The organism is Occallatibacter savannae (genome assembly GCF_003131205.1).
Taxonomy (GTDB): Bacteria; Acidobacteriota; Terriglobia; order Terriglobales; family Acidobacteriaceae; genus Telmatobacter; species Telmatobacter savannae.
Genome location: NZ_QFFY01000004.1, coordinates 121,010 through 144,011 on the forward strand (window position 1 = coordinate 121,010; position 23,002 = coordinate 144,011).

20 protein-coding genes are annotated in these 23,002 nt (G+C 59.7%); 9 read left to right on the forward strand and 11 right to left on the reverse strand.

Annotated features, from left to right (window positions below; all coding sequences use genetic code 11):
- The first annotated feature begins 100 nt into the window (after positions 1-100).
- Positions 101-1,648 (forward strand): S41 family peptidase, encoded by a 1,548-nt coding sequence (locus DHV10_RS15545; protein ID WP_109487309.1) that lies wholly within the window; start codon positions 101-103, stop codon positions 1,646-1,648.
- Here DHV10_RS15545 and DHV10_RS15550 read toward each other — a convergent pair.
- The 4 genes from DHV10_RS15550 to DHV10_RS15565 are packed head-to-tail and all read right to left on the reverse strand — an operon-like array spanning position 1,645 to position 3,173.
- Positions 1,645-1,824, reverse strand: coding sequence for a hypothetical protein (locus DHV10_RS15550; RefSeq protein WP_109487310.1), 180 nt, complete (start codon positions 1,822-1,824; stop codon positions 1,645-1,647). The genes DHV10_RS15545 and DHV10_RS15550 overlap by 4 nt on opposite strands.
- Positions 1,824-2,234 carry a DUF6677 family protein gene (locus tag DHV10_RS15555; protein WP_109487311.1) on the reverse strand — a complete coding sequence of 137 codons (411 nt, stop codon included), beginning with the start codon at positions 2,232-2,234 and terminating at the stop codon, positions 1,824-1,826. Before DHV10_RS15555 ends, DHV10_RS15550 begins: the two co-directional genes overlap by 1 nt.
- Before the next feature lie 39 nt (positions 2,235-2,273).
- Complete coding sequence (locus DHV10_RS15560) at positions 2,274-2,750, reverse strand: nuclear transport factor 2 family protein (protein WP_239461773.1); 477 nt, start codon at positions 2,748-2,750, stop codon at positions 2,274-2,276.
- A 54-nt stretch (positions 2,751-2,804) separates the two neighbouring features.
- Positions 2,805-3,173 carry a cupin domain-containing protein gene (locus DHV10_RS15565; protein WP_109487312.1) on the reverse strand — a complete coding sequence of 123 codons (369 nt, stop codon included), beginning with the start codon at positions 3,171-3,173 and terminating at the stop codon, positions 2,805-2,807.
- Between the two features lie 326 nt (positions 3,174-3,499).
- On the opposite strand from DHV10_RS15565, the gene DHV10_RS15570 reads away from it, so the two are divergent.
- On the forward strand, positions 3,500-5,011 hold the full coding sequence (locus DHV10_RS15570; protein ID WP_109487313.1) for a chitobiase/beta-hexosaminidase C-terminal domain-containing protein: 1,512 nt from the start codon (positions 3,500-3,502) through the stop codon (positions 5,009-5,011).
- Positions 5,012-5,106: 95 nt separating this feature from the next.
- On the opposite strand, the gene DHV10_RS15575 is transcribed toward DHV10_RS15570, so the two are convergent.
- Positions 5,107-6,288: a M24 family metallopeptidase gene (locus DHV10_RS15575; protein WP_109487314.1), complete on the reverse strand. Its 1,182-nt coding sequence runs from the start codon at positions 6,286-6,288 to the stop codon at positions 5,107-5,109.
- A gap of 68 nt (positions 6,289-6,356) precedes the next feature.
- Positions 6,357-8,387, reverse strand: coding sequence for an alpha/beta hydrolase domain-containing protein (locus DHV10_RS15580; protein ID WP_239461776.1), 2,031 nt, complete (start codon positions 8,385-8,387; stop codon positions 6,357-6,359).
- Between the two features lie 81 nt (positions 8,388-8,468).
- Between DHV10_RS15580 and DHV10_RS15585 the strand changes: the two genes are divergently transcribed.
- From DHV10_RS15585 to DHV10_RS15605, 5 genes are all read left to right on the forward strand, one after another.
- Positions 8,469-9,515 carry an SIS domain-containing protein gene (locus tag DHV10_RS15585; RefSeq protein WP_109487315.1) on the forward strand — a complete coding sequence of 349 codons (1,047 nt, stop codon included), beginning with the start codon at positions 8,469-8,471 and terminating at the stop codon, positions 9,513-9,515.
- Between the two features lie 3 nt (positions 9,516-9,518).
- On the forward strand, positions 9,519-10,769 hold the full coding sequence (locus DHV10_RS15590; RefSeq protein WP_109487316.1) for an MFS transporter: 1,251 nt from the start codon (positions 9,519-9,521) through the stop codon (positions 10,767-10,769).
- Positions 10,770-10,860: 91 nt separating this feature from the next.
- Positions 10,861-12,336: an APC family permease gene (locus DHV10_RS15595; RefSeq protein ID WP_109487317.1), complete on the forward strand. Its 1,476-nt coding sequence runs from the start codon at positions 10,861-10,863 to the stop codon at positions 12,334-12,336.
- Between the two features lie 159 nt (positions 12,337-12,495).
- A complete protein-coding gene (locus tag DHV10_RS15600; RefSeq protein ID WP_109487318.1) occupies positions 12,496-12,828 on the forward strand; it encodes a PadR family transcriptional regulator in 333 nt (110 codons plus the stop codon).
- Positions 12,829-12,870: 42 nt separating this feature from the next.
- On the forward strand, positions 12,871-15,537 hold the full coding sequence (locus tag DHV10_RS15605) for an ABC transporter permease (protein ID WP_109487319.1): 2,667 nt from the start codon (positions 12,871-12,873) through the stop codon (positions 15,535-15,537).
- A 99-nt stretch (positions 15,538-15,636) separates the two neighbouring features.
- On the opposite strand, the gene DHV10_RS15610 is transcribed toward DHV10_RS15605, so the two are convergent.
- From DHV10_RS15610 to DHV10_RS15630, 5 genes are all read right to left on the reverse strand, one after another.
- The gene (locus tag DHV10_RS15610) at positions 15,637-15,996 is read right to left on the reverse strand and encodes an STAS domain-containing protein (RefSeq protein WP_109487320.1); all 360 of its coding nucleotides are present in this window, start codon (positions 15,994-15,996) and stop codon (positions 15,637-15,639) included.
- Between the two features lie 33 nt (positions 15,997-16,029).
- Positions 16,030-16,482: an ATP-binding protein gene (locus DHV10_RS15615; protein ID WP_109487321.1), complete on the reverse strand. Its 453-nt coding sequence runs from the start codon at positions 16,480-16,482 to the stop codon at positions 16,030-16,032.
- Entirely contained in the window at positions 16,479-17,657 is a 1,179-nt protein-coding gene (locus DHV10_RS15620) for a PP2C family protein-serine/threonine phosphatase (protein ID WP_109487322.1), read from the reverse strand. The genes DHV10_RS15615 and DHV10_RS15620 overlap by 4 nt, the downstream gene beginning before the upstream one ends.
- 105 nt (positions 17,658-17,762) lie before the next feature.
- Positions 17,763-19,175, reverse strand: coding sequence for an ATP-binding protein (locus DHV10_RS15625; RefSeq protein WP_109487323.1), 1,413 nt, complete (start codon positions 19,173-19,175; stop codon positions 17,763-17,765).
- Entirely contained in the window at positions 19,172-19,861 is a 690-nt protein-coding gene (locus tag DHV10_RS15630; RefSeq protein ID WP_109487324.1) for a response regulator transcription factor, read from the reverse strand. Before DHV10_RS15630 ends, DHV10_RS15625 begins: the two co-directional genes overlap by 4 nt.
- 199 nt (positions 19,862-20,060) lie before the next feature.
- Here DHV10_RS15630 and DHV10_RS15635 point away from each other — a divergent pair, with 199 nt between their 5' ends.
- Positions 20,061-20,495, forward strand: coding sequence for a hypothetical protein (locus tag DHV10_RS15635; RefSeq protein ID WP_109487325.1), 435 nt, complete (start codon positions 20,061-20,063; stop codon positions 20,493-20,495).
- A gap of 319 nt (positions 20,496-20,814) precedes the next feature.
- The gene (locus DHV10_RS15640; RefSeq protein WP_162601575.1) at positions 20,815-22,785 is read left to right on the forward strand and encodes a PP2C family protein-serine/threonine phosphatase; all 1,971 of its coding nucleotides are present in this window, start codon (positions 20,815-20,817) and stop codon (positions 22,783-22,785) included.
- Positions 22,786-23,002 lie beyond the last annotated feature (217 nt).

Below are 23,002 nucleotides of genomic sequence, written 5' to 3' on the forward strand. Positions count from 1 at the left end.
CAGCACACGAGCCGGGTCTACCACCTCGTTTTATCAAGTCGAATCGCTGCCGGATTCATTCAAAGCCTGCCTCCGCTGCTGGTAGGCTTCGATCATCCCTATGCTGAAAAAGCTCTCCCGGTCGTTCCTCCTGGTTCTCTGGCTGTCTCGTTTGACGGTCTCCACTGCGTGGAGCGAAGATGCAGCCTCGTCGCCAAAGCAGACGATCCTCAGAGCGGCCGATTTGCAGGCGGACGTGAAGGTGCTGCAGGAAGCTTATACGGAGCTGCATCCCGGGCTTTATCGCTACAATTCGCCGGCACAGATTGATGCGGCTTTCGCGGAACTGAGAAAGAAGCTGAATCACGATCAGCCGTTGCGCGAGGCGTACCTGGCGTTTTCAGTATTTGCGGCGAAGATCCGCTGCGGGCATACGTACGGAAATTTCTACAATCAGCCCAAGCAGGTGGTGGACGAACTGTTCAGCGGTCGCGATCGGGTCCCGTTCTACTTCGAGTGGAATGGGAGCGAGATGGTGGTGACGCGCGACTTCACCGGTGAGGGATTGTTGCCCGCAGGCACGCGTGTGCTGAAAGTGAACGGAACACCGACGGCAGCGATCCTAAAGCGGCTCATCACGGTGGCACGTGCGGATGGCTCGAATGACGCGAAGCGGGTTGCACTGCTCGGAGTTCAAGGAGATGACCGTTGGGAGACGTTCGACGTCTTCTATCCGCTGTTCTTTTCCGTCAAGGAAGGCATGTACGTTCTCGAGGTTCGCAAGCCCGGGGAATCCCGAACGTCGACGGTGAGAGCAGGTGCGCTCACGCCGGAAGAGCGGCTGCAGCCGATCAAGGCGCGTGAGGAGGCGTTGAAAGGCGGCAGCACCGAAGTTTTCGAGTGGAAGTATCTGGATGGAGGCGCTGCTTATCTCCGCATGCCGAGTTGGGCTCTGTATGACAGCAAGTGGGATTGGAACCGATGGCTTGGAGACCATCTGGACGAACTTGCGGCAAGACATGCGCCAGCGCTGATCATCGATGTGCGCGGGAATGAGGGCGGACTGGATGTAGGCAATGCCATCCTGAGCAGGTTGATCAATAGCGATCTCAAGCTGTCTGCTACACGACGGCTCGTTCGTTATCGAAAAGTCCCCGAGGATCTGTTGCCTTATCTAGACACCTGGGACAGGAGTTTCAGGGACTGGGGAGAAAGTGCGGTCGAAATGGATGAGCCGTGGCCGACCGCGCCCGCGGTTCACTACTTCCGGTTGAAGAAGTACGACGATGATGCCGATGGGGACGTGGTCAAGCCGGAAGGAACGCACTTTGGCGGGCGCGTCTATGTGCTCGTGGATGCGAGCAACAGTTCGGCTACGTTTCAGTTTGCGCAGACGGTTCAGCAGAATCGTCTGGGACCACTGGTAGGGACGCCGACCGGCGGGAATCAGCGAGGCATCAATGGCGGTGCGTTCTTCTTCCTGCGACTTCCGCACTCGAACATCGAGATGGACCTGCCTCTGATCGGAAGCTTTCCCAGCTCTGCTAAGCCGGACGCGGGCTTGACGCCGGATGTACTGGTGCACACGACCGCGCAGGATATCGCGGTCCATCGAGACGCCGGTCTGGATGTAGTGAAAGGGTTGATCGCCAGGCAGGCAGCGCACTAGCGCGCGATCAGGTACATGACCCAGCTGAGCACGATGGCCGAACCCACGAAAAGAGAGAAGCAGTAGAGACCGTAGCGGAACATGCGCTGTGGCGTTTCACGTTGCGTGATGCCGAAGACCGTCGAGGCAAAAAGACCGAATAACAGCACTGCTGTGAAGTGGGAAGGCGAGAACACTAGGACTTCCTCCCAGTGCGGATATTGTGTGCGTCCACTGCAGCGATGACATTGAGCAAACCTGCGACTACGATGAAGCGCGTACCCCAGTCCGCGACGGTGAGTTGTACCGAATCGGCGCCAAGGCCGGTCGCCCTTCCCACGAGGTAGAGCAACCCGCTGCCAAGATCGCCGAGCAGGCAGAGGATCTCGAGGATGTCGTGCGCATTGGCGTAAAGCTTGCCCTGCATGGCAAGCCCCAGGGCGAACATGCAGATGATGGAGATGGCCAGCGGTGCGCCCCGTCCCCACTTACGCAGCAGGAAATGCCCCGCGCCAGGAATCAGCCAACCTGCGATGAGAGGAAGGAATATGAAGCCGTCCTGGGAACTTCCTGGTGCCGCGGCTTTCTTGTTTTCGGTTTCTGCCATTCCTATCTGACTATATCGCAACGAGCAGGGTGATTCGGTTCAGGGATTTGCAGGATGGTGGTCAAAGCTGATCGCGCGTGTCATCTTCCATGAGCCATCTTTATGCTGCCAGAGCGTAATGAATTTTGCCTCTCCGAGATTGCGCGGATCATCAGGGTGAGTGAACCTATGGATGCCGATCTCCACCGCGCCGAACCCCTCCATCGGATAAATCTCGAGTGAGCCGGGTACGAGCTCTCGATGGACCTTACCGCAGATGTTGTTTTTGGTGGCCTGGATGAACGTCTGCCTGCCGACAGCGAGGCCGGTTTTGTCGTGATAGAACTCCAGATCTTCCGATACCAGAGAACCTAGCTTGTCGAGCTGACAGTTGTTGTAGGCGTCGAAGAGTTCGGTATCCAGACCGACGACTGTTTTGTACAACGGATCGGTCGGAGGAAGCCCCTGCGAATTCTGGGCATAGGCGAACGGAAGAGGGACTGTGAACGTCAGAACGAGGAGGACGAAGCTCTTCAAAGTTGACCTCGCGGGAAAAGATGTTCTTCAAAGACCTACGCGCAGCAGACTGCCTCAGTTCCCAGTGGGGATTATGCCCGCGTTTTCGACCATGAGAATCACGGTGCGTTTTGGGGCGCGGGTGCGGTGAACCACTCCGCGCGGAACGACCATGCCCTGTCCAGGATTCAGCTCTACCGTTCTGCCTTCGAGGTCGATGAGAAGTTGGCCTTCGACCGTAAGGAAGAATTCGTCGTCGTTGTCGTGCTTGTGCCAGTGGTACTCGCCTTCAATGATGCCGACGCGGACAACGGACTCGTTCACCTTGCAGAGGGTCTGGTTGAACCATTTGTAGTTCTTCGCGTCGGGAACGTTGATGTCGATGACCTCGAGAGGGCCATGCAGGATGTTCAGTCGGGTTTCGTAAGGAAAGTCGGCGGGCATGGGGAAGGCTCCTTGCGGGGAGGATAGCAGAACCGTGGCTTGGCTGATCGGAGCGCTACTGAGTGAGCGACGTCACAGAACGTTGATGGATTCCGGGCGAGATTAGGTCAAGCACTTCAAAAAATTGCTTCACTATTCCACGGATCTAGATACAGTTCGTCAGGATCAGGAGCTCTTGATAAAGGAGTTGCTGCTCCGTCCTTCAGATCCAGCGCAGGAAGGCCCGAAAGACAGTGCGCCTCAGCTGAAGTGATCGTATAAACCGACAGTGACTTCTCCCCACTGTTGCACCGGCGCGTCGTCGCCGTTTCACCAGGGGATTAAGCATGAGGAAGTTACTGTCTGCTGCAATGGCGCTCGTCGCATGGACCGTGCCTGCCAGCCAAGCCATCACTGTTTCAACGCCTTCCAATGGAGCTCAAATAACCTCGCCATTCACGGTGACGGCGAGCACGACTACGTGCGCGGGAGTCCCTGCCGTATCGATGGGCTACTCGATCGACAGCGGAACGGCCGTGATCGAGCCTACGTCATTTTCGGCAAAGGTATCAGCCGCAGCGGGTGCGCATGTGCTGCACGTAAAGTGCTGGGGCAAGAATACGCATGATGAAAAATTGCTCAGCATCACTGTGCTGGCTGCTTCTGTTTCCGACATCACCATTGCGACGCCCGGGAACGGCGCGACGCTCACGTCGCCTTTCACTCTGACTGCCAGCACCAGGACATGCGCTTCGAAGCCAGCAGTATCAATGGGTTATTCGATCGACAGCGCAACGGCTACCATCGAGCCGACGGCCTTCACGGCGTCCGTTTCGGCGGCTCCTGGCGCACATGTATTGCACGTCAAGTGCTGGGGACAGCAGGTGAACGATCAGGTGCTGTTGAGCATCAACGTCATTCAGCCGATGGCCGCAGCGCCTTCTTTCTCTCTGCCGTCGGGGACGTATAACAGCAGCCAGACTGTTTCGATCTCTTCCTCGACAGCCGGCGCGAAGATCTACTACACGATCGACCGGTCCACGCCGAGGCCGACGTCGCTGCTCTACACGGGGCCAGTCTCGATCTCAAAAACGACCGCGCTCAGTGCAATCTCTGCCGCAACTGGATATACGAACAGCGGAGTGTCGCAGGCGAGTTACACGATCTCGATCCCCAAGGGACCGCAAATCCCGTTATACGCGACTGTGCAGGAGCAGATAGACCTGCTGCCTAACTGGCGCATCAAACACGACCCGGCGACTCCGGGCACAGCGACTGGATCGATGGCGGTGGTGAGCGATCCGACGCTCAGCGGGCAATCGGTAAAGTACTACACGGCGTTTACGGACGCGGGCGGCATTCTCTACTCGAATACCTACGGCAACGACACGGATTCGACAAATTTTGTCTATGACGTGAACGTGTGGCTTGCAGCCGGCAGTGTCCTCAGCAATCTGGAATTGGACAACAACCAGGTGACCCGCAACGGCCACACGATTATCTATGGCTTCCAGTGTTCCGGGTATTCCGGATTCTGGGAGTACACGGAAAATGCGGGTACCGTCGATCAAACGCGGGCGCATTGGCTGAAGTCGACGGCGCCATGCAATCCGGCGAACTGGACGCGCAATGCCTGGCACCACATCCAAATCAGCCTATCGCGCGACGATCTGGGCAATGTGACGTATCACTCCGTCTGGTTCGACGGGCAGGAGCAGCCGATCAACCAGACAGTGATGTCAGACTTTTCGCTGGGATGGGCGTTGGGAGCGCTGGTGGCTAACTTCCAGGTAAATGGGCTGGGGACCAGCGGGTCGTCGACGATCTACGTGGACGATCTGAAGATCTCGCGCTGGTGAGTTGATGGTGAACGCCGGCGGATTGGGAGATCCGCCGGTTCTCAGCCTGGGGCTCGTGAGCTCAGCATGGCAGCATCATTTCCGGGAGCTCGGTATTAAATTCTTACGAGCTCGCGCTGGATGTTGCCGGTAACCCATGCTTTACCTGGAGCGGTGAGCATGTCGATTTCGCTGCGGATGCCGAACTCGGGGAGGTAGATGCCGGGTTCGACCGAGAAGCAGGTGTTCGGGAGAATACGGCGCTCGTCGTGGGTCTCGAGGTTGTCGAGATGCGCTCCGGGACCGTGGATTTCATGGGCGATGTTGTGGCCCGTACGATGGGTGAAGTATTCCGCAAATCCGGCGGCGCGGATGACGTTGCGTGCGGCGTCATCGGCCTCGAAGCCGCAGATGGCGCGGTTCTCCGAAAACGCGGTGCTTACCGCGCTGATGGCTGCGTCACGCGCGTTGCGGACAGTTTCAAAGACTTGTTGCTCGCGGTCAGATGGCTCCCGGCCGACGACTCCGGTCCAGGTGATGTCGTAGAAGATGCTGTCCGCCTCATCGGTCCGGCCCCAAAGATCGATCAGCAGGAAGTCGCCCTGCTTGATCTCAGATGTGCGCTCGGATGTGGGCTCGTAATGCGAGTCGGAGCAGTTTGCATTCACGCTCACGTTGGGGCCGTTCTCCCAGACGAGGCCGCCTCGCTTCATCGCTTCTGAAAGCCACTGAACCATGTCGAATTCGGTGACCCGCCCAGGGTTGCAGGTGACGGGGCGAAGACGACGGGCGATCTCGTGCCATGCCTCTTCGAGAATGGCGTCGATGACCTGCTGTGCGACAGAGTGCGACTTGATCTGGCGCTCGGTGAGGACGGCTTCGAACTGGCTGACGAGGTCGGCGGAACTGACGATGTGCTTGCCGAGGGAGCGGAGGAATTCAACGGTGCCGGCGTCGGCCATCGAGACATACATGATGTCGTTGTTCGGCGAGTACTGCATGGCGATGCGGCGGAAACCGGAGAGCATGGCTTTGAGCCCGGTGCGCAGCTCCTGCCAGCTTGAGTAAAGCCCCTTGGAGCCCGGCAGCGAGTCCAGCCTGCCCTGCTCGATGCGATGCATCAGCTTGCGCGGCTCCCCGGTAGAGGGGATGAAGTAGTACCAGCGCCGGGTGATATGCGCTTTGGGATCGAGGCCAAGGATGCTCTCGCCGATGGGATCGCGGTGGTGGTGATCATAGAAAAGCCAGCCGTCGAGGTTCGCATCGCGCAGCGCGGATTGAATCGCTTCCAGGTTCATACCGGAGATTGTAAGGCAGTTGCCAGTGAGCAGTTTCTGGTCGTCGGCTCAATAGTTCACGGTTACTGTCACCTGGTGGCTTCTGCCCACTCCTGTTTGGCGCGGGCGAGCATGGCGTCGCGGTCTTCAGGCAGGATCCATCTTTCCTTGATCAGCGCATCGAGTTCCTTTGTGTAGCGGGCCAGGTAGTCGGCCTCGCTCGTGTATCGCTCCGCAACCGACGGGCGCGGGTCGTTGGTGCGCTTGCGATCCTCGGCGGTTTTGGCGAAGGGGATGAAGGAGCCTTCGAAAGAGACCCGTTCGGTGGGCGCGCCGATGGATGGATCGCGCAGATTCCATCCGGTGATGGTTGCGAGCGGAACCGTGATTTCGGGCAAGCGGACTCCATCGCGCTCGTTACCGTCGGCGTTGACTTGAGGAACGAGTACGGGAAATGCGGGGCCGACGCGCGGCGGCTGAAAGGCCACGATGCCGCTGCTCCACTGTGGGCCGAAGTCGAGCCGCTGTCCCGCGTTGGCCTCGTGCGGCGTGTTTACTCCCGGCAAATGCGGGAACGCGTACTGCGCGAGCGGTACCAGGGTCCCATCCGAGAGATGCGGGTAGCTGCTCGGTGGCGGCGTCGTCCCGCTGCGAATCCACGCATCCATATTCGCGATCATCGAACGCCAGAAGTAGCGGACTGGCAGCGGCGTCTGCGGCTCCTGCCCATCGAGATCGCCCGTTCCCTTTGCAGGAGGGAAGGGACCGGAGAAGTGCTGCAGCCCGGTGAAGTGATAGATGCGGACGTTGTCGGAGATCTGCGCGTCGCGCCTGCCGTGGGCGTCGACGTGGATCAGTGCGGCTGCGCGGCCCCAATACTCGTAGGAGGTGTTGGAGAAGAAGATTTTGGGAGCAACGTTTTCGGCGCGAGCGCGGTCGAGGAGGCCTGCTGTTTTGTGGGTAAGAGGATCAGTCTCGGGTCGATCGGTGAACGGAAAGATGTCGACCGGGTAGTCGACGGACGAGGTAGGCTGCGCGTCGCGCGAGGGCTGAGCGAAGCGGTAGTTGAAGTGACCTCGACCGGCGCCGGCGACATGGGCGAGGACCCCGTCGAGAGCCATGCGCCCCTCTTCGTCTGCGTTGAACCCCTGATACAAAAAGTCGCGAAGAAAGCGCCCATTCTGCGAAATACCCTCGGCGATCACACGTTGAGCGGGTGTGACGGCATCCGGATTGTGCTTGGCATAAGAAGCAAAGTCTCGAAACGCGGCGAACCCGCCGCCGGCCACCACGGGATCGGAGGCGACATAGATATATTCGTAGATCCGACCCGGCTGAAAACCGCCGTTCAGATGGATTTGGCGATCGCTCGGAGTGAGCTTGCCGTCTACCGCGTGGGCAAACTGCCACTGCGTTCGCGGAATAACGGTGCGCGGCGCATTGCGGGAGTCCCGCACGGTGAGTGTGTTGCGCGGGTCATCGGGCGCGCTCACGGGATATTCTGTGCCGCCGATGTTGCCGAGAATGAGATGACCGAGCGGAATCTCGTCCGTCGGTCTTGAAAGCATCAGGTCGCCGCGGAGGAGTCCAGTAATCGTCTTGCCGTGGTCCTTCGCGATGGGTGCATGGAAGTGAAGCGCGTGGTTGCCGGCGGCGTCCCACTGCCAGCCGAGGCTCACGATGGTGAACCCCTGGCGAAGAAGCCACCCGTCGCCGGCGTCTTTGTCGACATTCCAGTCGCCTCCATCCACGAGCGAGATGATGCGGCTGCGGCCACGATTGGGATTCTCGAGCAGCATCGATCCGTTCCCACGCTTCGGATCTTTGGGCCGGATGGCGATGAAGTCTGCAGAGAACTCGACTTCACCGTCGTGCAGATTCACAGCATTTCTGAGATCCACAATCCGGGCGTTGTGTGGATTATCGACTGCGAGTGAGAAGTAGACAGTCCCCTGGATGCGTTCGTACGGCCCTGCATCGCCGAAGCTCTGGCCGCCCAGCACATCCTGCCGCAATGTGATCTCCACGCGCGTAACCCGCGCCCAAGCTGCAGCGGACGAGAAGACGAGCAGAATCGCGACGAAGACACCGGCACGTTTGGAAGGCATGAACCGGAGCATACCACCGCGCTCCGATTTGCCCTGTCAGAGCCGTAACCTCGAAGATGGCGTATTCTGAGGGCCGCGATCGAGGAGAATCGAGTGGCATCGAGTAAAGATGTGATTCAGGGTCGGTATTTCACCGATTTGATGAACCAGCCCGAGGCGCTGCGAGGTACCTGGAGTGCGCTGCGCGAAGCTGTCTCGCTGGACAAGATCGCTCGCGAGTGCGGGCGCGATCGTTTCAAGCGCATCGTCCTGACTGGCATGGGTGGTTCATTCTTCGGGCTGCATCCGCTCACGATAGAACTCGCAGCGGCCGGGTGGACTCCGATGATGATCGAGACATCGGAGCTGATCCATTACTATCCGGAACTGCTGTGCCCTTCCACCCTCGTCGTCGCTATCTCGCAGTCGGGTAAGAGCGCCGAAACCATCCGGCTGCTGGAGTTGAACGCGCGGCGCGCGAAAGTGATTGGCGTAACCAACGGGGCCGACAGCCCTCTGGCTCGCGAATGCGATTTTGCGGTCATGATCGCCGCTGGAGATGAGTACACCGTCTCCTGCAAGACGTATGTGACCACGCAGATGGCTCTGAGGATGCTTGGCGCTGCATTGAGCGGTGCTGACGCAGCCGTCCGCTTGCGGCAGTTGGAATCCGCTGCGCAGGTCTTCAGCGACTATCTGAGCGGATGGAGCCGTCGCGTCGATGAGTTGATCGAGATGCTGCGCGGAGTGCGCGATGTATTCCTCGTAGCCCGGGGCGAATCGCTGGCGACCGCTCAGACCGGAGCGTTGACCATCAAGGAGTCGACACACTTCCACGCTGAGGGAATGAGCAGTGCCGCTTTCCGTCATGGCCCCTTCGAAATGCTCAAGGAGGGGATCTTCGTCGGCGTTTTTGCCGGCGGTGCAAAGACACGTGAGTTGAATGAGCGGCTGGTCAGAGACGTCGCGGGCACCACTGCTCGAGCATTACTGTTCGCCGAGGACGCGGCGGGAGCATGCCGCATTCCCGCTGTTCCGGAAGCGTCGCGGACCCTTGTCGAGATATTGCCTGCGCAGATGATGACGCTCGCCCTGGCGGCGCTGTCTGGCCGCGAAGCCGGGAAGTTCGAGCGTGCAACGAAAGTCACAGCGGTGGAGTGATCGATGGCCGAGCGTGCAGGCAACAGAAGCCGGCTTATGGTCGGCGTCGTCTTTCTGATGTTTTTTGTCCTTTCGTTTCTGACCAACATCCTTGGGCCGATCATCCCCGATATCATCGACAGCTTTCATGTGAGCCTCGCCGCCGCGGCGTTCCTGCCGTTCTCCTTCTTCCTCGCCTACGGGGTGCTGTCGATTCCTGCAGGGTTTCTCGTCGACCGCTTCACCGAAAAGCCGGTCATGATCGCCTCATTCATCGCGGCGCTCGCGGGGGCTCTCTGCTTCGCAATGCATCCGACCTACGCCATGGCGATCTTTTCCCTCTTCACAATTGGCGCGGGCATGGCCATGTTACAGGTGGCCATTAATCCGCTGCTCCGGGTAGCGGGAGGCGAAGAGCACTTCGCCTTCAATGAGGCCACTGCGCAGTTTGTGTTTGGGGCGGCCTCCTTCATCAGTCCGCTGATCTACGCGTATATGGTCAGCAACGTTTCGCCGGGCGCCGGCGCGTTCCTGAGTCTCTTTGCGCGCATCACGCCAGCCGAGATGCGCTGGGTATCGATTTACTGGATCTTTGCCGTGGTGTCCGCCGCGGTGGCGGTGCTGCTCTTCGCAATTCGCTTTCCTCGCATCCAGCGCACTGAAGATGAACAGGCCGGCAAAGCGGAAACCTACGCCGCCATGCTGCGCCGCGGGATGGTCTGGGCCTACTTCGGATGCATCTTCGCCTACGTCGGCTCTGAGCAGGGCACAGCCGACTGGATTTCGAAATTCCTCATGCAGTATCACGGGTTCGATCCTCATACAGTCGGGGCGAGTGCGGTGTCGTGGTTCTGGGGAATGATGACGGCAGGATGCTTCCTGGGCATGGCGCTGCTCAAGGTCTTCGACAGCCGAAGAGTGCTGCTGGGGTTTGCGGTTTGCGCGCTGGCGGCCTTGACCGCTGCTCTCTTCGGCCCGGCCACGGTTTCTCGATATGCCTTCCCAGCTATCGGCTTTTTCGCCTCGATCATGTGGCCCACCGTCATCTCCCTGGGACTGAACTCCGTCAAGGAACACCACGGCTCGTTCGCCGGCATTCTGTGTACAGGCATCGTTGGCGGCGCGGTGGTACCACTGGTCATCGGGAAGATTGGCGATGCCGTCGGGCTGCGCTGGGGCATGATGGCGCTCTATCTGACCTTCGGGTGCGTGCTGAGCGTAGGCCTCTGGGCCAGGCCTATTGTGACCAACTCCAGATTCGGGGATCAGTCCTAAGGGCGTTGAACTGCGGACACAGCACAACAAAGTGAGGATTGCGTAAGGAATAGAGGGTTGTTCCTTTGGTCTGATAGACTTTGGGACTAACATGAGCCTCTTTCGCACTAAACCCCTAGCCACCTTATTGAAACAACTGGACGAAGGAGGGCTGAAGCGCACGTTGGGCTGGCCCGGCCTCATTGCCTTGGGAATCGGCGCGATCATCGGTGCCGGTCTGTTCGCGCGAACCCCTGCAGCCGCGGCGCAGAACGCGGGACCTGGCGTAACGCTCTCTTTCATCATCGCGGCGATCGGCTGCGCCTTTGCGGGGCTTTGCTATGCCGAGTTCGCGGCGATGATTCCGATTGCCGGGAGTGCCTACACGTACGCATATGTAACGATGGGCGAGCTGGTGGCCTGGGTGATCGGGTGGGCGCTGATCCTGGAGTACGGATTGGGAGCCGCAACACTGTCCATCTACTGGACGGAGTATTTCAATAACCTCTTCCCGAATTTGATTCCGTGGCAATTCAGGCATTCTCCGCTGCAGTCCGGTCCGGGTGGAATCCACGGCGTGGTGAATGTCCCGGCGCTGATCATTCTGGCCGTGATGACGCTGCTGTTGATCAAGGGCATCTCGGAGTCGGCAACGGTAAACGCGATCATTGTGGGCATCAAGGTCACGATCGTGCTGATGATCATTGCGATCGGCTGGCACTTCATCAATCCTGCGAATCACACACCGTTCGTACTGGCGCAGGACTCGCTGCACCAGGGCATGTTCCAGCACGGGTGGGGCGGTGTGCTGGGGGGAGCAGGGGTGGTGTTCTTTGCGTTTATTGGCTTTGACGCGGTGTCCACGGCGGCGCAGGAGACGATCAATCCGGGCAAGAACATGCCCATCGGAATTCTCGGCTCGCTGGCCGTTTGCACGTTCCTGTACATCCTTTTCAGCTGGGTGCTGACGGGAATCGCGCCGGTACTGGACTTTATCGATCCGAACAAGGGCATGGAGGCTTCTGTCTCGTACGCGATTCACACGTACATGCCGGGTTATGGATGGCTATCGACGCTGGTTTCGGTGGCGATCCTGGCGGGCTTCACCTCGGTGATGCTGGTGATGCTGCTGGGACAGAGCCGCGTGTTCTTCTCCATGTCGAAGGATGGGTTGCTGCCGAAGCTGTTTGCCGAGGTGCATCCTAAGTTTCGGACGCCATGGAAGTGCAACATGGTCCTGTATGTCTTCGTTGCGCTGCTGGGCGGCTTTCTGCCGGGCGACATCACGGGAAACATGACGAACCTCGGTACGCTCTTTGCGTTCGTGCTGGTGTGCATCGGCGTGTGGATCATGCGCAAGAAGAATCCGCAGCAGCCGCGTCCGTTCCGCGTCCGCGCGGTTCCCTTCGTCTCCATCATGGGAGCTCTGTTCTGCCTGGCGATGATCATCTCCGTCGATGCCACGTCGAAGATCGCGGCGGGCAGCTGGATGGTGATCGGGCTGGTGGTGTACTTCGTCTACGCGAGACACCACAGCAACTTGAACAGGGCAGATATTGGCGCGCTGGAGTCGAAGGCGGGCGACTAGTTCTCGGTTAAGGGTGGATCAGGAGCGCATCGGCTTAGCCGGTGCGCTCTTACTCTTTGGGCCCGAATTTGGAGGAACCTGCAGCTCGTCACTCTCGTATTGACGTTCTATAGGAGACGGCGGTACGCTCCTATCGAACTTCTATAGGAGCGGGACTGGATGGGCAGGCAGCAACGCAGCAATCTCTTGCAGGGGACGCTGGATCTTCTGATTCTGAAGGCGCTGGCATTAGGAGAATTGCACGGTTTAGGCATATCGAGGCGGGTCGAACAGATGACGCGGGGAACGTTCGCGGTGAAGCCAGGATCACTGTTTCCCGCATTGCACCGGATGGAGGAGGCGGGCTGGCTGAGCTCCAGATGGGGTGAGTCAGAGAACAACCGCAAGGCGAAGTTCTATGAGTTGACGAAGGCGGGGAAGGCGCAGCTTGGAGCGGAGAAGTCGGAGTGGGACCGGATTTCGGTCGCGATCCAGTGTGCGCTTGAGAGCTAGGCGGGGTCGGGTATCTCTCGGGTCGGCGAGAGGAGAGGCAGGATGAATCGAGTTGGATGGCTGTGGCGGAACCTGTTCCGCAGGCGCGCGGTGGAAGAAGATCTGGGTGAAGAGATCGAGTCCTATGTCGAGATGTTGACGGAAGAGAAGGTTGCGGCAGGGATGCCGCGGGAAGCGGCGCGCAGGGCGGCAAGAGTTGAATTGGGCAGCGCTGAGAGTGTGAAGGAGGCGGTGCGGTCGGTGTCGGCCGGAATTCTGCTGCGGCAGGTTTGGCAGGATCTGCGATTCGCGGCGCGGACGCTGAAGGGGCAGCCGGGGTTCGTTCTGGTCTCGGTGATCACGATTGCGATGGGAGTTGGGATCAACGGAAGCATCTTCTCGATCTTGAATAGCCTTTTGTTGCGTCCACTGCCGATGCCGCACTCCGGCGAACTGGTGAGCATGTATCAGCAGTTGAGCGGGGTGGACAAGCGCGCTTACATCAGCGGCAAGTATCGGTTCTCGTTATCGGAGTACGAGAGGTATCGAGACAGCAACCGTGTGTTTTCCGGGCTGGCGGCTTATCACCCGGAACTGGGCGCGGTAGTCAACGACGACGCACGGGAGACGCAGGTGCAGGCGGTGTCATGCAACTACTTCAACGTGCTGCAGCCGGCGATGGAACTGGGCCGCGGATTCGCAGCGGCCGAATGCACCGGTGCGGGAGCACCGAACGTGGTGGTGCTAAGCGATGCCTTCTGGCGCCGGGAGTTTGGAGCAGACCCATCAATTTTGGGCCGCACGATCAAGGTCAATCGCGTGCCGGTGACGGTGGTTGGCGTGGCTGCGCCTGGTTTTTCGGGGACAGACATGGTGGAGGCTTCGTTCTGGGCTCCGCTGCCGATGATGAAGCAGCTTAGCGGAGTGATGAGGGACATCGATTTCACCAGTAACCAGATCAGCTGGCTCGAATTGGTGGGCCGCCGGCGTGATGGCGTATCGACGGGCGAGGTGCAGGCGAATCTGGCCGTGATTGCGAAGGCGATCGATCATCAGGAGCCGAAGAGGTCTACTGTGCTCACCACATCTGAAGCGACAATGCTGGGCGCGCCGAACAAGCGCAAAGCACTGATGGGTGCGGGAGCTGTGCTGCTGATCGCAGTGGGCATGGTGCTGCTGATTGCTTGCGCGAACCTTGCAAACCTGATGCTGGCTCGAGCGATTGCCCGGAGCAAGGAGATCGCAATGCGGCTGGCATTAGGGGCATCTCGGAGCAGGGTGGTGCGTCAACTGGTGACGGAGGCGCTCCTTCTGGCTGCAATGGGAGGGGTGCTTGGAGCCGTCGTTGCGTGCTGGTCAGGTGCGGCTCTCTTCGGCTTTGTGCTGGCGCATCTGCCAGCGGAAGCGCCGCCGATTCACCTGGAGATCCACGCAGACTGGCGTGTTGTTGGATATGCGTTGGGGGTGACGGTGCTGACGGGTGTCGCATTTGGGCTGCTGCCGGCACTGCGCGCAACGCGTCCTGATCTGAATACGCTCTTGAAGCGGGAGGGCGCTGGATTGACGGCGGGTTCGCAGAGAGCCGGCCGAGGTGTGCTGGTTGGCGGACAGGTGGCGCTCTGCATGGTTCTGCTGCTTGCGTCTGGGCTGCTGGTGAGGGCGCTTCTGCGATCGCAAACGGTCGATCCAGGGTTCACGATGCAAAATGTCGCGGTGCTGCATTACGATCTGGGGCGCGTGGGCTATTCCAAGGCCGAGGCGAGGGCATTCAATTCATCTCTGTCGGAGAAGCTGAGGGCAGTGCCCGGTATCGATGGCGTTGTTCCGGCATTGGGGACACCCCTGGGCGATCGGCATTTCATTAGCGTGTTCAAAGCAGGCAGTCAGCCGGAGCAGGTTTCTCCCTATCTCGAAGTTGCGCCTGGATTCTTCTCGCTGTTGAATCTCCCGATTCTGCGCGGACGAGACTTCTCAGAGGGAGATGTTGCGCGCGGTGCGAAGTACATGATCCTGAGTGAAGCGATGGCGCGAGCGCTCTGGCCGGGAGAGGATCCGCTGGGAAAGGTTGTTGAGTACGGTCCGGAGAAGGCGAAGTGGGAGGTTATCGGTGTCGCACGAGATGCAGAGGTAGGAAACCTCGGAGACAGCGATCGTAAGTTTGTGTATATGCCGCCGGATCGCGCAGATGAATTGATGATGCAGACGGTCATGGTGCATTACAGGGGTGATTACGGGCCCGTCTCGAATGCGATGATCGCGTCGGGGAAAGGGATTGATCCGGCGTTGAATCTAACCGTGACAAAGCTGGAGGAGAACCTTGGGCCTTACCAAGCGATATCGCGACTGACTGCGGGAGCAGCCGGAATTTTGGGATTTGCTGCCCTGTCGCTGGCGATGATTGGACTCTACGGGACTGTGGCCTATGGAGTGAGCCGGCGGACCGGGGAGATCGGGTTGCGACTGGCACTGGGTGCGCGCGCGCGGGATGTGATGTCGATGCTGGTGAGGCAGGCAATGCGGCCGGTCGCGATTGGAGCTGGTGCGGGAGTGCTTCTCTGTGCGGGAGTTTCGCGGGTGCTGGCCGGATTATTGTTTGGAGTGAGCCCTTACGACGCTGTGACGTTCACGGCAGTTCCAGGACTGCTGGTCGGCATCGCGTGCGTTGCGGCGTGGATCCCGGCGCGAAGGGCGCTGAAGGTTGATCCCGCCGTGGCTCTTCGGGAGAACTGAACGGAAGTATGAAACGCAAAAGCGGTGCAGAGATGCAGCAAAAGGCCGGAAGGGATCCGGCCTTTGCTGTGACTTGTGATTTGGAAGAAGCGGTGGGGCCTATAGCGCCGCGAGGGCATCGGCCTGGGTCGGAAAGAGACCGGCGTATTTGGTGATACCTACCATGGTGAAGACCTTGGTGAAGTGGGGCGAGAGGCCAAAGGCATAGACCTTCTGGCCGGAGTTGGCCGCCTCGATCAGCATCTGGATAACGAGCGCGATCCCGCTTGAGTTGATGTAGTCGACCTTGGTGAAGTCAAGAAGCACAAGCTTGGCGGTGTCTTTCGGGAGCGCCTGATAACTGCCGAGGACCGCGTCCTTAGAGGTGCTGGCGATGTCGCCTTCGAAACGAAGGGCGGTCACGTTGTGCCCGGCTGGGGAAGTTAACTGGTCTACGCGCGCTTTGGTTTCGCTCTGCACGATCTTGTGTCTCCGTATTGATGTTAGTCGTGTTTAGTCCGCGTTTGCATTAACGTCCAGGCGAATAACCAGCCTGACATAACTGCTCTTTCCGTTGGAGCCCTTGACCCACTCCGCTTCATCGACGAGTGCCTGGATGAGGAACATGCCCATGCCACGCGGGTCTTCTTCGCCGTGAATCTTTTTGTCGATGTCGGGCCGGGGAGGAAGTGTTTTGAGTCCCTGCCCGTCGTCGATCACTTTCACCTCAAGTGCGTTGGCTCCTGTTGAAAGGACTACGCCAACGGAGAGGTCTTCGTTCAATTTATTGCCGTGCTCGATGGCGTTGATGCAGGCCTCTGCCACGGCAGTCTTCAAATCCTCGACGCGATCTTCGCGGAAACCCATCAGCTTGGCCACAGCGGCTGCGGTGCTCATAGCCACCTTTTCGTAGCCGAGCTGCGAAGGCAGCCGCACCTCCACTGAAGTGGATTTCACGTTACTCATGCAGGTATCTCCGTACCCCGCACACACCGGCACAGGGCCAGTGCGGTCATGTCGTCACTTTGAGGTCCGCCCTGGGCGAAGTCCTCAATGGTTGTCCACAATGAATCGAGGATAACATCGGCCTGTTCATGGGGGCATTTAGAAAATTCGTCCATAAGTCGTTCGGGGCCAAACTCTTCCTCGCCGCGAAAGACCTCGGTCAGACCATCCGTATAGAAGAGTAGACGGGTGCCGGGCGTGAACTCGGCCTCTTCGCTGGTGTAGTGCATACCGGGAAGAAGCCCGAGAGGTGTGCCGGCGGACTCGAACTGCCGGCTAGTTCCATCCGGCATGATGAGGAAGCCCGGATTATGGCCCGCGTTGGCGACTTCAATCTTGCCCAGGTCTGGGTAGAGGCGCATGAAGATTGCGGTGACGTAGCGCCTGCGTGCCTCTTCGCCTTCACGCCAATGGTGCTCGTTCATGCGGGTCGCCAGTTCGTCGAGAGGAAGACCGGTGATCGCCATGGCGCGGAAGGCTGCGCGGAAGCTGGTGGACATCATTGCGGAGGCCAGGCCTTTTCCGGCGACATCCGCTACAGCAAGCAGGAGGCTGCCATCGGGCTGCTCGACAATGTCGAGATAGTCACCCCCCACTTCGTAGCAGGTGACCGAGCGAAAGGCGACGGAGTAGCCGGCGATCTCAGGCAACGATTGGGGGAGAAGCGAGCGCTGGATGTTGCGGGCAGCGTCGAGATCCTGCTGCACGCGGGCCCACTGCATGTTGCGCTCGTGATTGCGGGCGTTTTCGAGCGCGACTGCAGCCTGGAGGACAAGGCCTTCAATGAAGTCGGATTCGTAAAGAGTGAGTTCGCGACCATCCGGTGGGGCGACGACCAGTTCGGCCATGCGCTTGCCTTCACGATCTTGAAGGAGATAGAGCGGAAGTGTCGGGCCATTTTCAGTTTGTTCAGCCGGATCGGGAACGTCGCCGTAGCTGAGCCCAGCCCCAGGAAACGCGGCGCCGGCCATTTCGAGCTCGCGCACGACGATGCGGAGTACCGCGCCGAGCACGGCTTCTTCGCGAATGGTGGAGTGCACCTGCCGCGAAGCCTCGAGCAGCGCCTGTAGCCGGGCTACCTGCTGCTGAAGATCGATCGTCTCATTGCTGCCGGGCAGATGGATGCCTGCTGCCATGACCTCACCCTTACACTTGCGGGAATCTCAATGTAACATGCGATGCCGTGCACGCGTCCATCGCTTTCAGAGCACAGCTTTTACGCAATGGTAAGTCGATCCAGGTTACGGCTGGTGCTCTGAGGAAGAGCCCGCGGAGCCGGCAGGCTGCTCCGGGATAAGAATCTCAATGAGCAGGCCGTTGGGACTGGCGTTCAGGGCGCGGATGGTTCCGGCATGTGCCCGGATTACCCGGTCTGAGATGGCCAGGCCGAGACCCGCTCCTCCGGATTGGCGATCGCGCGCGACCGCGACACGGTAGAAGGGCCGGAAGATGTTGGTGAGTTCGGACTCCGGCACGCCGGGCCCGTGGTCCCGAACCTCGATGCGCGCGGACGGCTGTCCGTACTCCGAGACGCGGCTCAGGTGCAAATCGACCTGGGTTCCGGGATCGGTGTAGCTGATGGCATTCCGAACGATATTCTCAATCGCGCTATGCAGGAGCTCTGGGTTGCCGTAGACAAGGCATTCGTTGTCGATCATCAGCTTGACGCGGTCACCATTGGCGTGGGATTCGAAGTTGGCGTTGCGAGCAATTTGCGTGACCACCTCGGCGAGCTCGATCTGCACCATAGGGATCTCGCGGGCAGATACATCCAGTTTGGCGATCGTAAGCAGACGGCCGATCATCTCGTCGAGCAGCGCGGTGTCCTGTTCGGCCTGATCAAACGCGGGATCGTCTCCCTTGCGCTGGCGCGCCATGTCGAGCGCGATGTTCAAACGTGCCAGCGGCGACCGCAGCTCGTGAGATACGTCGGAGATCAGCTGGCGCTGGCGCGAGACGAGATCCTCAATGCGGGCGGCCATGGCGTCGAAGTCGCGGACGAGATCACCGAGCTCGTCGTTGCGAGGAGCGATGCGCGTGCCTGCGCGCGTGGTCAAGTCGCCAGCGGCGAGCTGGTGGGCGGCTTCGCGCAATCGGAAGATCGGGGCAGTCAGGTAGCGCGTGAGCAGGTAGCAGACGAGAGCGGAGACGAAAAGCGCGACCGCCCACTGCAGCGCGAATCCCAGACGGGTAAGCCGCGGCCGCATCGGAGGACCCGGCGGAAGTTCGGTAGCGAAGATGTATTCGCGGCCGCTGGACCCCTTGAGGATCTGCGCCACGCGGCCCACTCCGGACTTGACGCCGAAGTCGGGCACTCCCGGTGCGCTCAGGTTGGGAAGCATGTCGGCAACGTCTTCGCAGTCGTGTCCGGCGAGCACGCGGCCGGACCGGTCAAAAAGGCAGGCGTTTAGGAGATTGTCACGCTTGAGGAGAGACAGGTACTTCACCGTTCCTACCGGGCCGCTGTCCTCATAGATCCGGATCGCGGTCTCACCTGAACTTCGCGCCTTCTCGATCAGTGAAGCGTGCCACTGGTAGGGAGAGCTATGCGCCCTAATCCAGAAAGTGAGCACCGAGGCGATACCGGTGATGAGCACGGTGGCCCAGAACCAGAGAAAGATCTTGAGGAGGAGACTGCGATGCGTCAGCTTCATCGCGCCTCTGATCGCGGGACGAACAGATAGCCGCTGCCGCGAATGGATTTGATCCGCTGGCCCAGTTCCGATGGGCCGAGCTTTTTGCGAATGTTGCTGACGTGGACGTCGATGACGCGATCAAACGGGCCAAGCTTGCGGCCGAGAACGGATTCGGTCAGCTGCTCGCGCGTGACGACGTGACCGGCCTGGCGGAGAAGGAGCTCGAGCAGAGTGAATTCAACGCTGGTGAGATTGAGGGAAACGCCGTTCAGCGACGCCTCGCGCGATTTTGGATCGAGCTGAATGTCTCCGTGATTGAGCGGTCCCGCTGACGCGGCGGTCATCGAGCTGCGGCGGAGGATGGCGCGAATGCGCGCGATAAGTTCGCGCGGGTTGAACGGCTTTGGGACGTAATCGTCTGCGCCGATCTCGAGGCCGAGAATCCTGTCGATTTCTTCTCCGCGGGCGGTCAGGATCAGAACGGGGATAGGCGACTTGGCGCGCAGGCGGCGCAGTACGTCGAGACCGCCTATTCCCGGCAGCATGAGATCGAGGATGACGAGCGCGTGCTCGAGCGAGAGCGCGCGTTCAAGGCCACGAACGCCGTCATGCACTGCTTCGAGCTCGAAGCCTTCTGTGCTGAGGCGTTCCTTCAGCAGCCGGCACAGTTGTACGTCATCGTCGACGATCAGAACGCGATCCATCCGCGCAGGCACCCCTCCACGCCTTCGATGTTAGTCCACGCGAAGTTTAGGGATGAGCGCATTTACAAATCTTTACCGTGCTTTGCCAATCTTGACCGCACGCGTATCGAACCGCTGCTGAAATCGTGATGTGCCACCGTCGCTGCCGCAAGGCGCGGATCGCACGAACGTCGGTCACATGAGTAGCGAGGAGGAGAGTATGAAGCAGGTTACATCGATCATGTCTGGGATCCTGCTGGCGTTCGTCATCGCTGGCGGATCAGGGGGAGCAAGAGCAAACGCGCAGGACGGAACGGGCGAAATCTTCACCGTGCCGTTCGCGTTTACTGTGGACGGGCACGACATCCAGCCGGGAACGTACGAGGTCAGGCGCGATTTAAGTCCGTTTCTGTTGTCCGTCGAAAATGTGAAGACGGGGGAGAAGGAGTTGTTCAGCGTTCGGCCGGAGCAGCGCAGAGCCATTCCAGCGAAGGGACTGCTGGTGTTCCAGCGGTGCGGAGATCGGAATAAACTGAGCGAATTTCATGTTCCGGGAACCAACCTCTACAGCGCCACCATCGATGCGAGACCAAGAAAAAGCACGGAGGTGGAAAGCTGCTCCCGAGCCGAAACGATGACGATTGCGGCTCGCTGATCGGAGAGCGCAATAAATTCAGGCGGCTGCTCGCATCGAGCTGATAAAAGTGGACCGATGCGAGCGTGCCGTTGCCCGTGCAACGACCCTCGTGATCAGAGCAGTCGTCATGTTCCAGAGCAGACTCTGATCCCGCGCTGAGAATTCGCTTGCCGGAACAACGCATATCACGGGTATGCTCGTTGGCATGGATTCCCTGAATTTACTGCGCGGGCGGCCGGTGCTCCGCAGCTTGTGGTTCGTTTTTGCCGCGGTCTGGGCCCTCTGTGTAACCGCGACCTGGGCAGGTGCAGAGTCGCAAGCTCCCTCAGCTCCTTCGATGAGAATCGAAGGTCTGGGTAAGGGCTCTGCGCCGCTTGACGGCGCGTGGCAATTTCATCTGGGCGACAATCCTGCATGGGCCCAACCGGATATCGACGATGCAACTGGCCATGACGGGTGGGAGCAACTGACGGCCGACGCTCCGTGGGGTGCAAAGACCCACCCGAACACCGAAGGCTACGGCTGGTATCGCAAACGCATCGATCTGACGCTGGCGCCGGGTGCGCCCAGCGACGTGGCGCTGCTGATTCGCGGAATCGACGACGTCTATGAACTTTACTGGAACGGTCAGCCCGTGGGGCATCTCGGCACGTTTCCGCCGCGAGTCGACTTCCAGACGGCGATTCCCGCGCAGACCTACGGACTTGGTCCGGCCCGGAGCGGGGTTCTCGCCGTGCGCGTGTACAAGGCGCCGTTTGCATCGAACGACGATGGCACGGCGGGCGGGTTCGAAGGGGTGCCGATCATCGGAAGCCCGCAGGCCATAGCTTTGGTCAAGGATTCACTGGATTACAAATGGCTTCAGCGACAGCAGATGCGTTTTGCGCTGACCGGACTGTACGGAATTGTCTGCCTGCTTAGCTTGTTCGCCTGGATGCGCGACCGCAGTCAGCGGCTGCTCTTGTGGATGGCGGTGTACGCGTTGATGCCGACGCTGGAGCTACTTCTAAACGGTTTGCGATTGCAGGCATCTTTCATCCTGCTTACGTTTGCGATGCAATTTGCAATTCAACTGCGCGAGATTTCGCAGTGGTACGTGCTGATCTATCTGCTGCAGCTTGATGATCGCCCGCGATCGATGCAGTGGATCAAGGGAATCGCTATCGCTTCGTTGATTGCCGGCGCGCTGGACGGCGCTCTGGGATTTTTCTTCGGCGGCATGGCAAAGTCGACGTTTCAGATTACGGATGCTTTTCTTACGGCGCTGATTTTGCCGGGAGAAGCGTTTCCAATCTTGCTGGTCTCGCTGGCCATGATGCGCCGTCGACGGCTCGATTCGGCACGATGGATCGTGGCAAGCATCGCTCTGTTGAACGACGTGATGTATGCAGTGTCGAACATCTCGCAGCAAGGCGAACGGTTCACCCACTGGCCGCTCGCGGGCTGGCTGCAGGATGCGCACGTGACTGTGCTGGGAAACAATATTGGCCTGCAACTGTTGTTGCGCACGGCCCTGTTTCTGGCGATCGTGTACGCCGTGTTGCGGTACGCAATCGACTACCGCAAGCGGCAGAATGCGCTGGAGCGCGAGTATCAGAACGCCAAGGAAGTGCAGCAGGTGCTGGTGCCCGAAGCGCTGCCCGCCGTTCCTGGATTCAACCTGGCCAGCGCGTATAAGCCGGCGCGCGAAGTGGGCGGCGATTTCTTCCAGATCCTGCCGATGGACGGAGGCGGGGCGCTGGTCGTCATTGGCGACGTAAGCGGAAAGGGCATGCCCGCGGCGATGACGGTATCACTGCTGGTCGGGACCGTGAGAACGCTGGCGCACTACACGCAAAGTCCGGGCGAGATTCTGACCGCAATGAACTATCGCATGCTAAACCGGAGCGCCGGGGGATTCACGACCTGTCTGGTTGTGCGCGTAGATCCGAATGGAAAGTTGACGATTGCGAACGCCGGGCACCTGGCGCCGTACCTGAACGGGCACGAACTGGCCGTGCACGGCGGCATGCCGCTCGGCCTCGAGGTGACGCGCAACTATGCCGAGTCGACATTCACGCTTCGGGCAGACGAACAGCTCACGATGCTGACCGATGGCGTTGTAGAAGCGCGCAACCGACAGGGTGAGTTGTACGGGTTCGACAGAACCGCCGGCATATCGACGCATTCGGCCGATGCGATCGCGAACATGGCGCGGGAGTTCGGACAGGAGGACGACATTACGGTGCTGACCCTGAGCCGCATTGCGCAAGCAGAAATCAGAGATCGTGAGCTGACGCCGGAGGAGCTATCGCCCTCCCCGGCATGATGCCAGTAACACTAAATTGGGTAACCTGAGTACCTTTTTGCTCTGTAATCTAGTACTCGGCCTAGCAATCCAGTAACCACCATCTGTGTATATCGCAGTAACTGCCTCCTACGTGGGATCGAGGTTACTGCCATCGGGGCATTCCGAAAGTACCGGGCGGGGTCGATATTCACTTCACTGACGCTCGGAAGAAGTCCCCCCAACCGAACGTCGAGGC

Excerpts from the sequence above, each read along its gene's own strand:
- DHV10_RS15545 (WP_109487309.1), top strand. The coding sequence starts at position 101 with ATGCTGAAAAAGCTCTCCCGGTCGTTCCTCCTGGTTCTCTGGCTGTCT.
- DHV10_RS15555 (WP_109487311.1), bottom strand. The coding sequence starts at position 2,234 with ATGGCAGAAACCGAAAACAAGAAAGCCGCGGCACCAGGAAGTTCCCAG.
- DHV10_RS15565 (WP_109487312.1), bottom strand. The coding sequence starts at position 3,173 with ATGCCCGCCGACTTTCCTTACGAAACCCGACTGAACATCCTGCATGGC.
- DHV10_RS15570 (WP_109487313.1), top strand. The coding sequence starts at position 3,500 with ATGAGGAAGTTACTGTCTGCTGCAATGGCGCTCGTCGCATGGACCGTG.
- DHV10_RS15575 (WP_109487314.1), bottom strand. The coding sequence starts at position 6,288 with ATGAACCTGGAAGCGATTCAATCCGCGCTGCGCGATGCGAACCTCGAC.
- DHV10_RS15580 (WP_239461776.1), bottom strand. The coding sequence starts at position 8,387 with ATGCTCCGGTTCATGCCTTCCAAACGTGCCGGTGTCTTCGTCGCGATT.
- DHV10_RS15590 (WP_109487316.1), top strand. The coding sequence starts at position 9,519 with ATGGCCGAGCGTGCAGGCAACAGAAGCCGGCTTATGGTCGGCGTCGTC.
- DHV10_RS15595 (WP_109487317.1), top strand. The coding sequence starts at position 10,861 with ATGAGCCTCTTTCGCACTAAACCCCTAGCCACCTTATTGAAACAACTG.
- DHV10_RS15600 (WP_109487318.1), top strand. The coding sequence starts at position 12,496 with ATGGGCAGGCAGCAACGCAGCAATCTCTTGCAGGGGACGCTGGATCTT.
- DHV10_RS15605 (WP_109487319.1), top strand. The coding sequence starts at position 12,871 with ATGAATCGAGTTGGATGGCTGTGGCGGAACCTGTTCCGCAGGCGCGCG.
- DHV10_RS15615 (WP_109487321.1), bottom strand. The coding sequence starts at position 16,482 with ATGAGTAACGTGAAATCCACTTCAGTGGAGGTGCGGCTGCCTTCGCAG.
- DHV10_RS15620 (WP_109487322.1), bottom strand. The coding sequence starts at position 17,657 with ATGGCAGCAGGCATCCATCTGCCCGGCAGCAATGAGACGATCGATCTT.
- DHV10_RS15625 (WP_109487323.1), bottom strand. The coding sequence starts at position 19,175 with ATGAAGCTGACGCATCGCAGTCTCCTCCTCAAGATCTTTCTCTGGTTC.
- DHV10_RS15630 (WP_109487324.1), bottom strand. The coding sequence starts at position 19,861 with ATGGATCGCGTTCTGATCGTCGACGATGACGTACAACTGTGCCGGCTG.
- DHV10_RS15635 (WP_109487325.1), top strand. The coding sequence starts at position 20,061 with ATGAAGCAGGTTACATCGATCATGTCTGGGATCCTGCTGGCGTTCGTC.
- DHV10_RS15640 (WP_162601575.1), top strand. The coding sequence starts at position 20,815 with ATGAGAATCGAAGGTCTGGGTAAGGGCTCTGCGCCGCTTGACGGCGCG.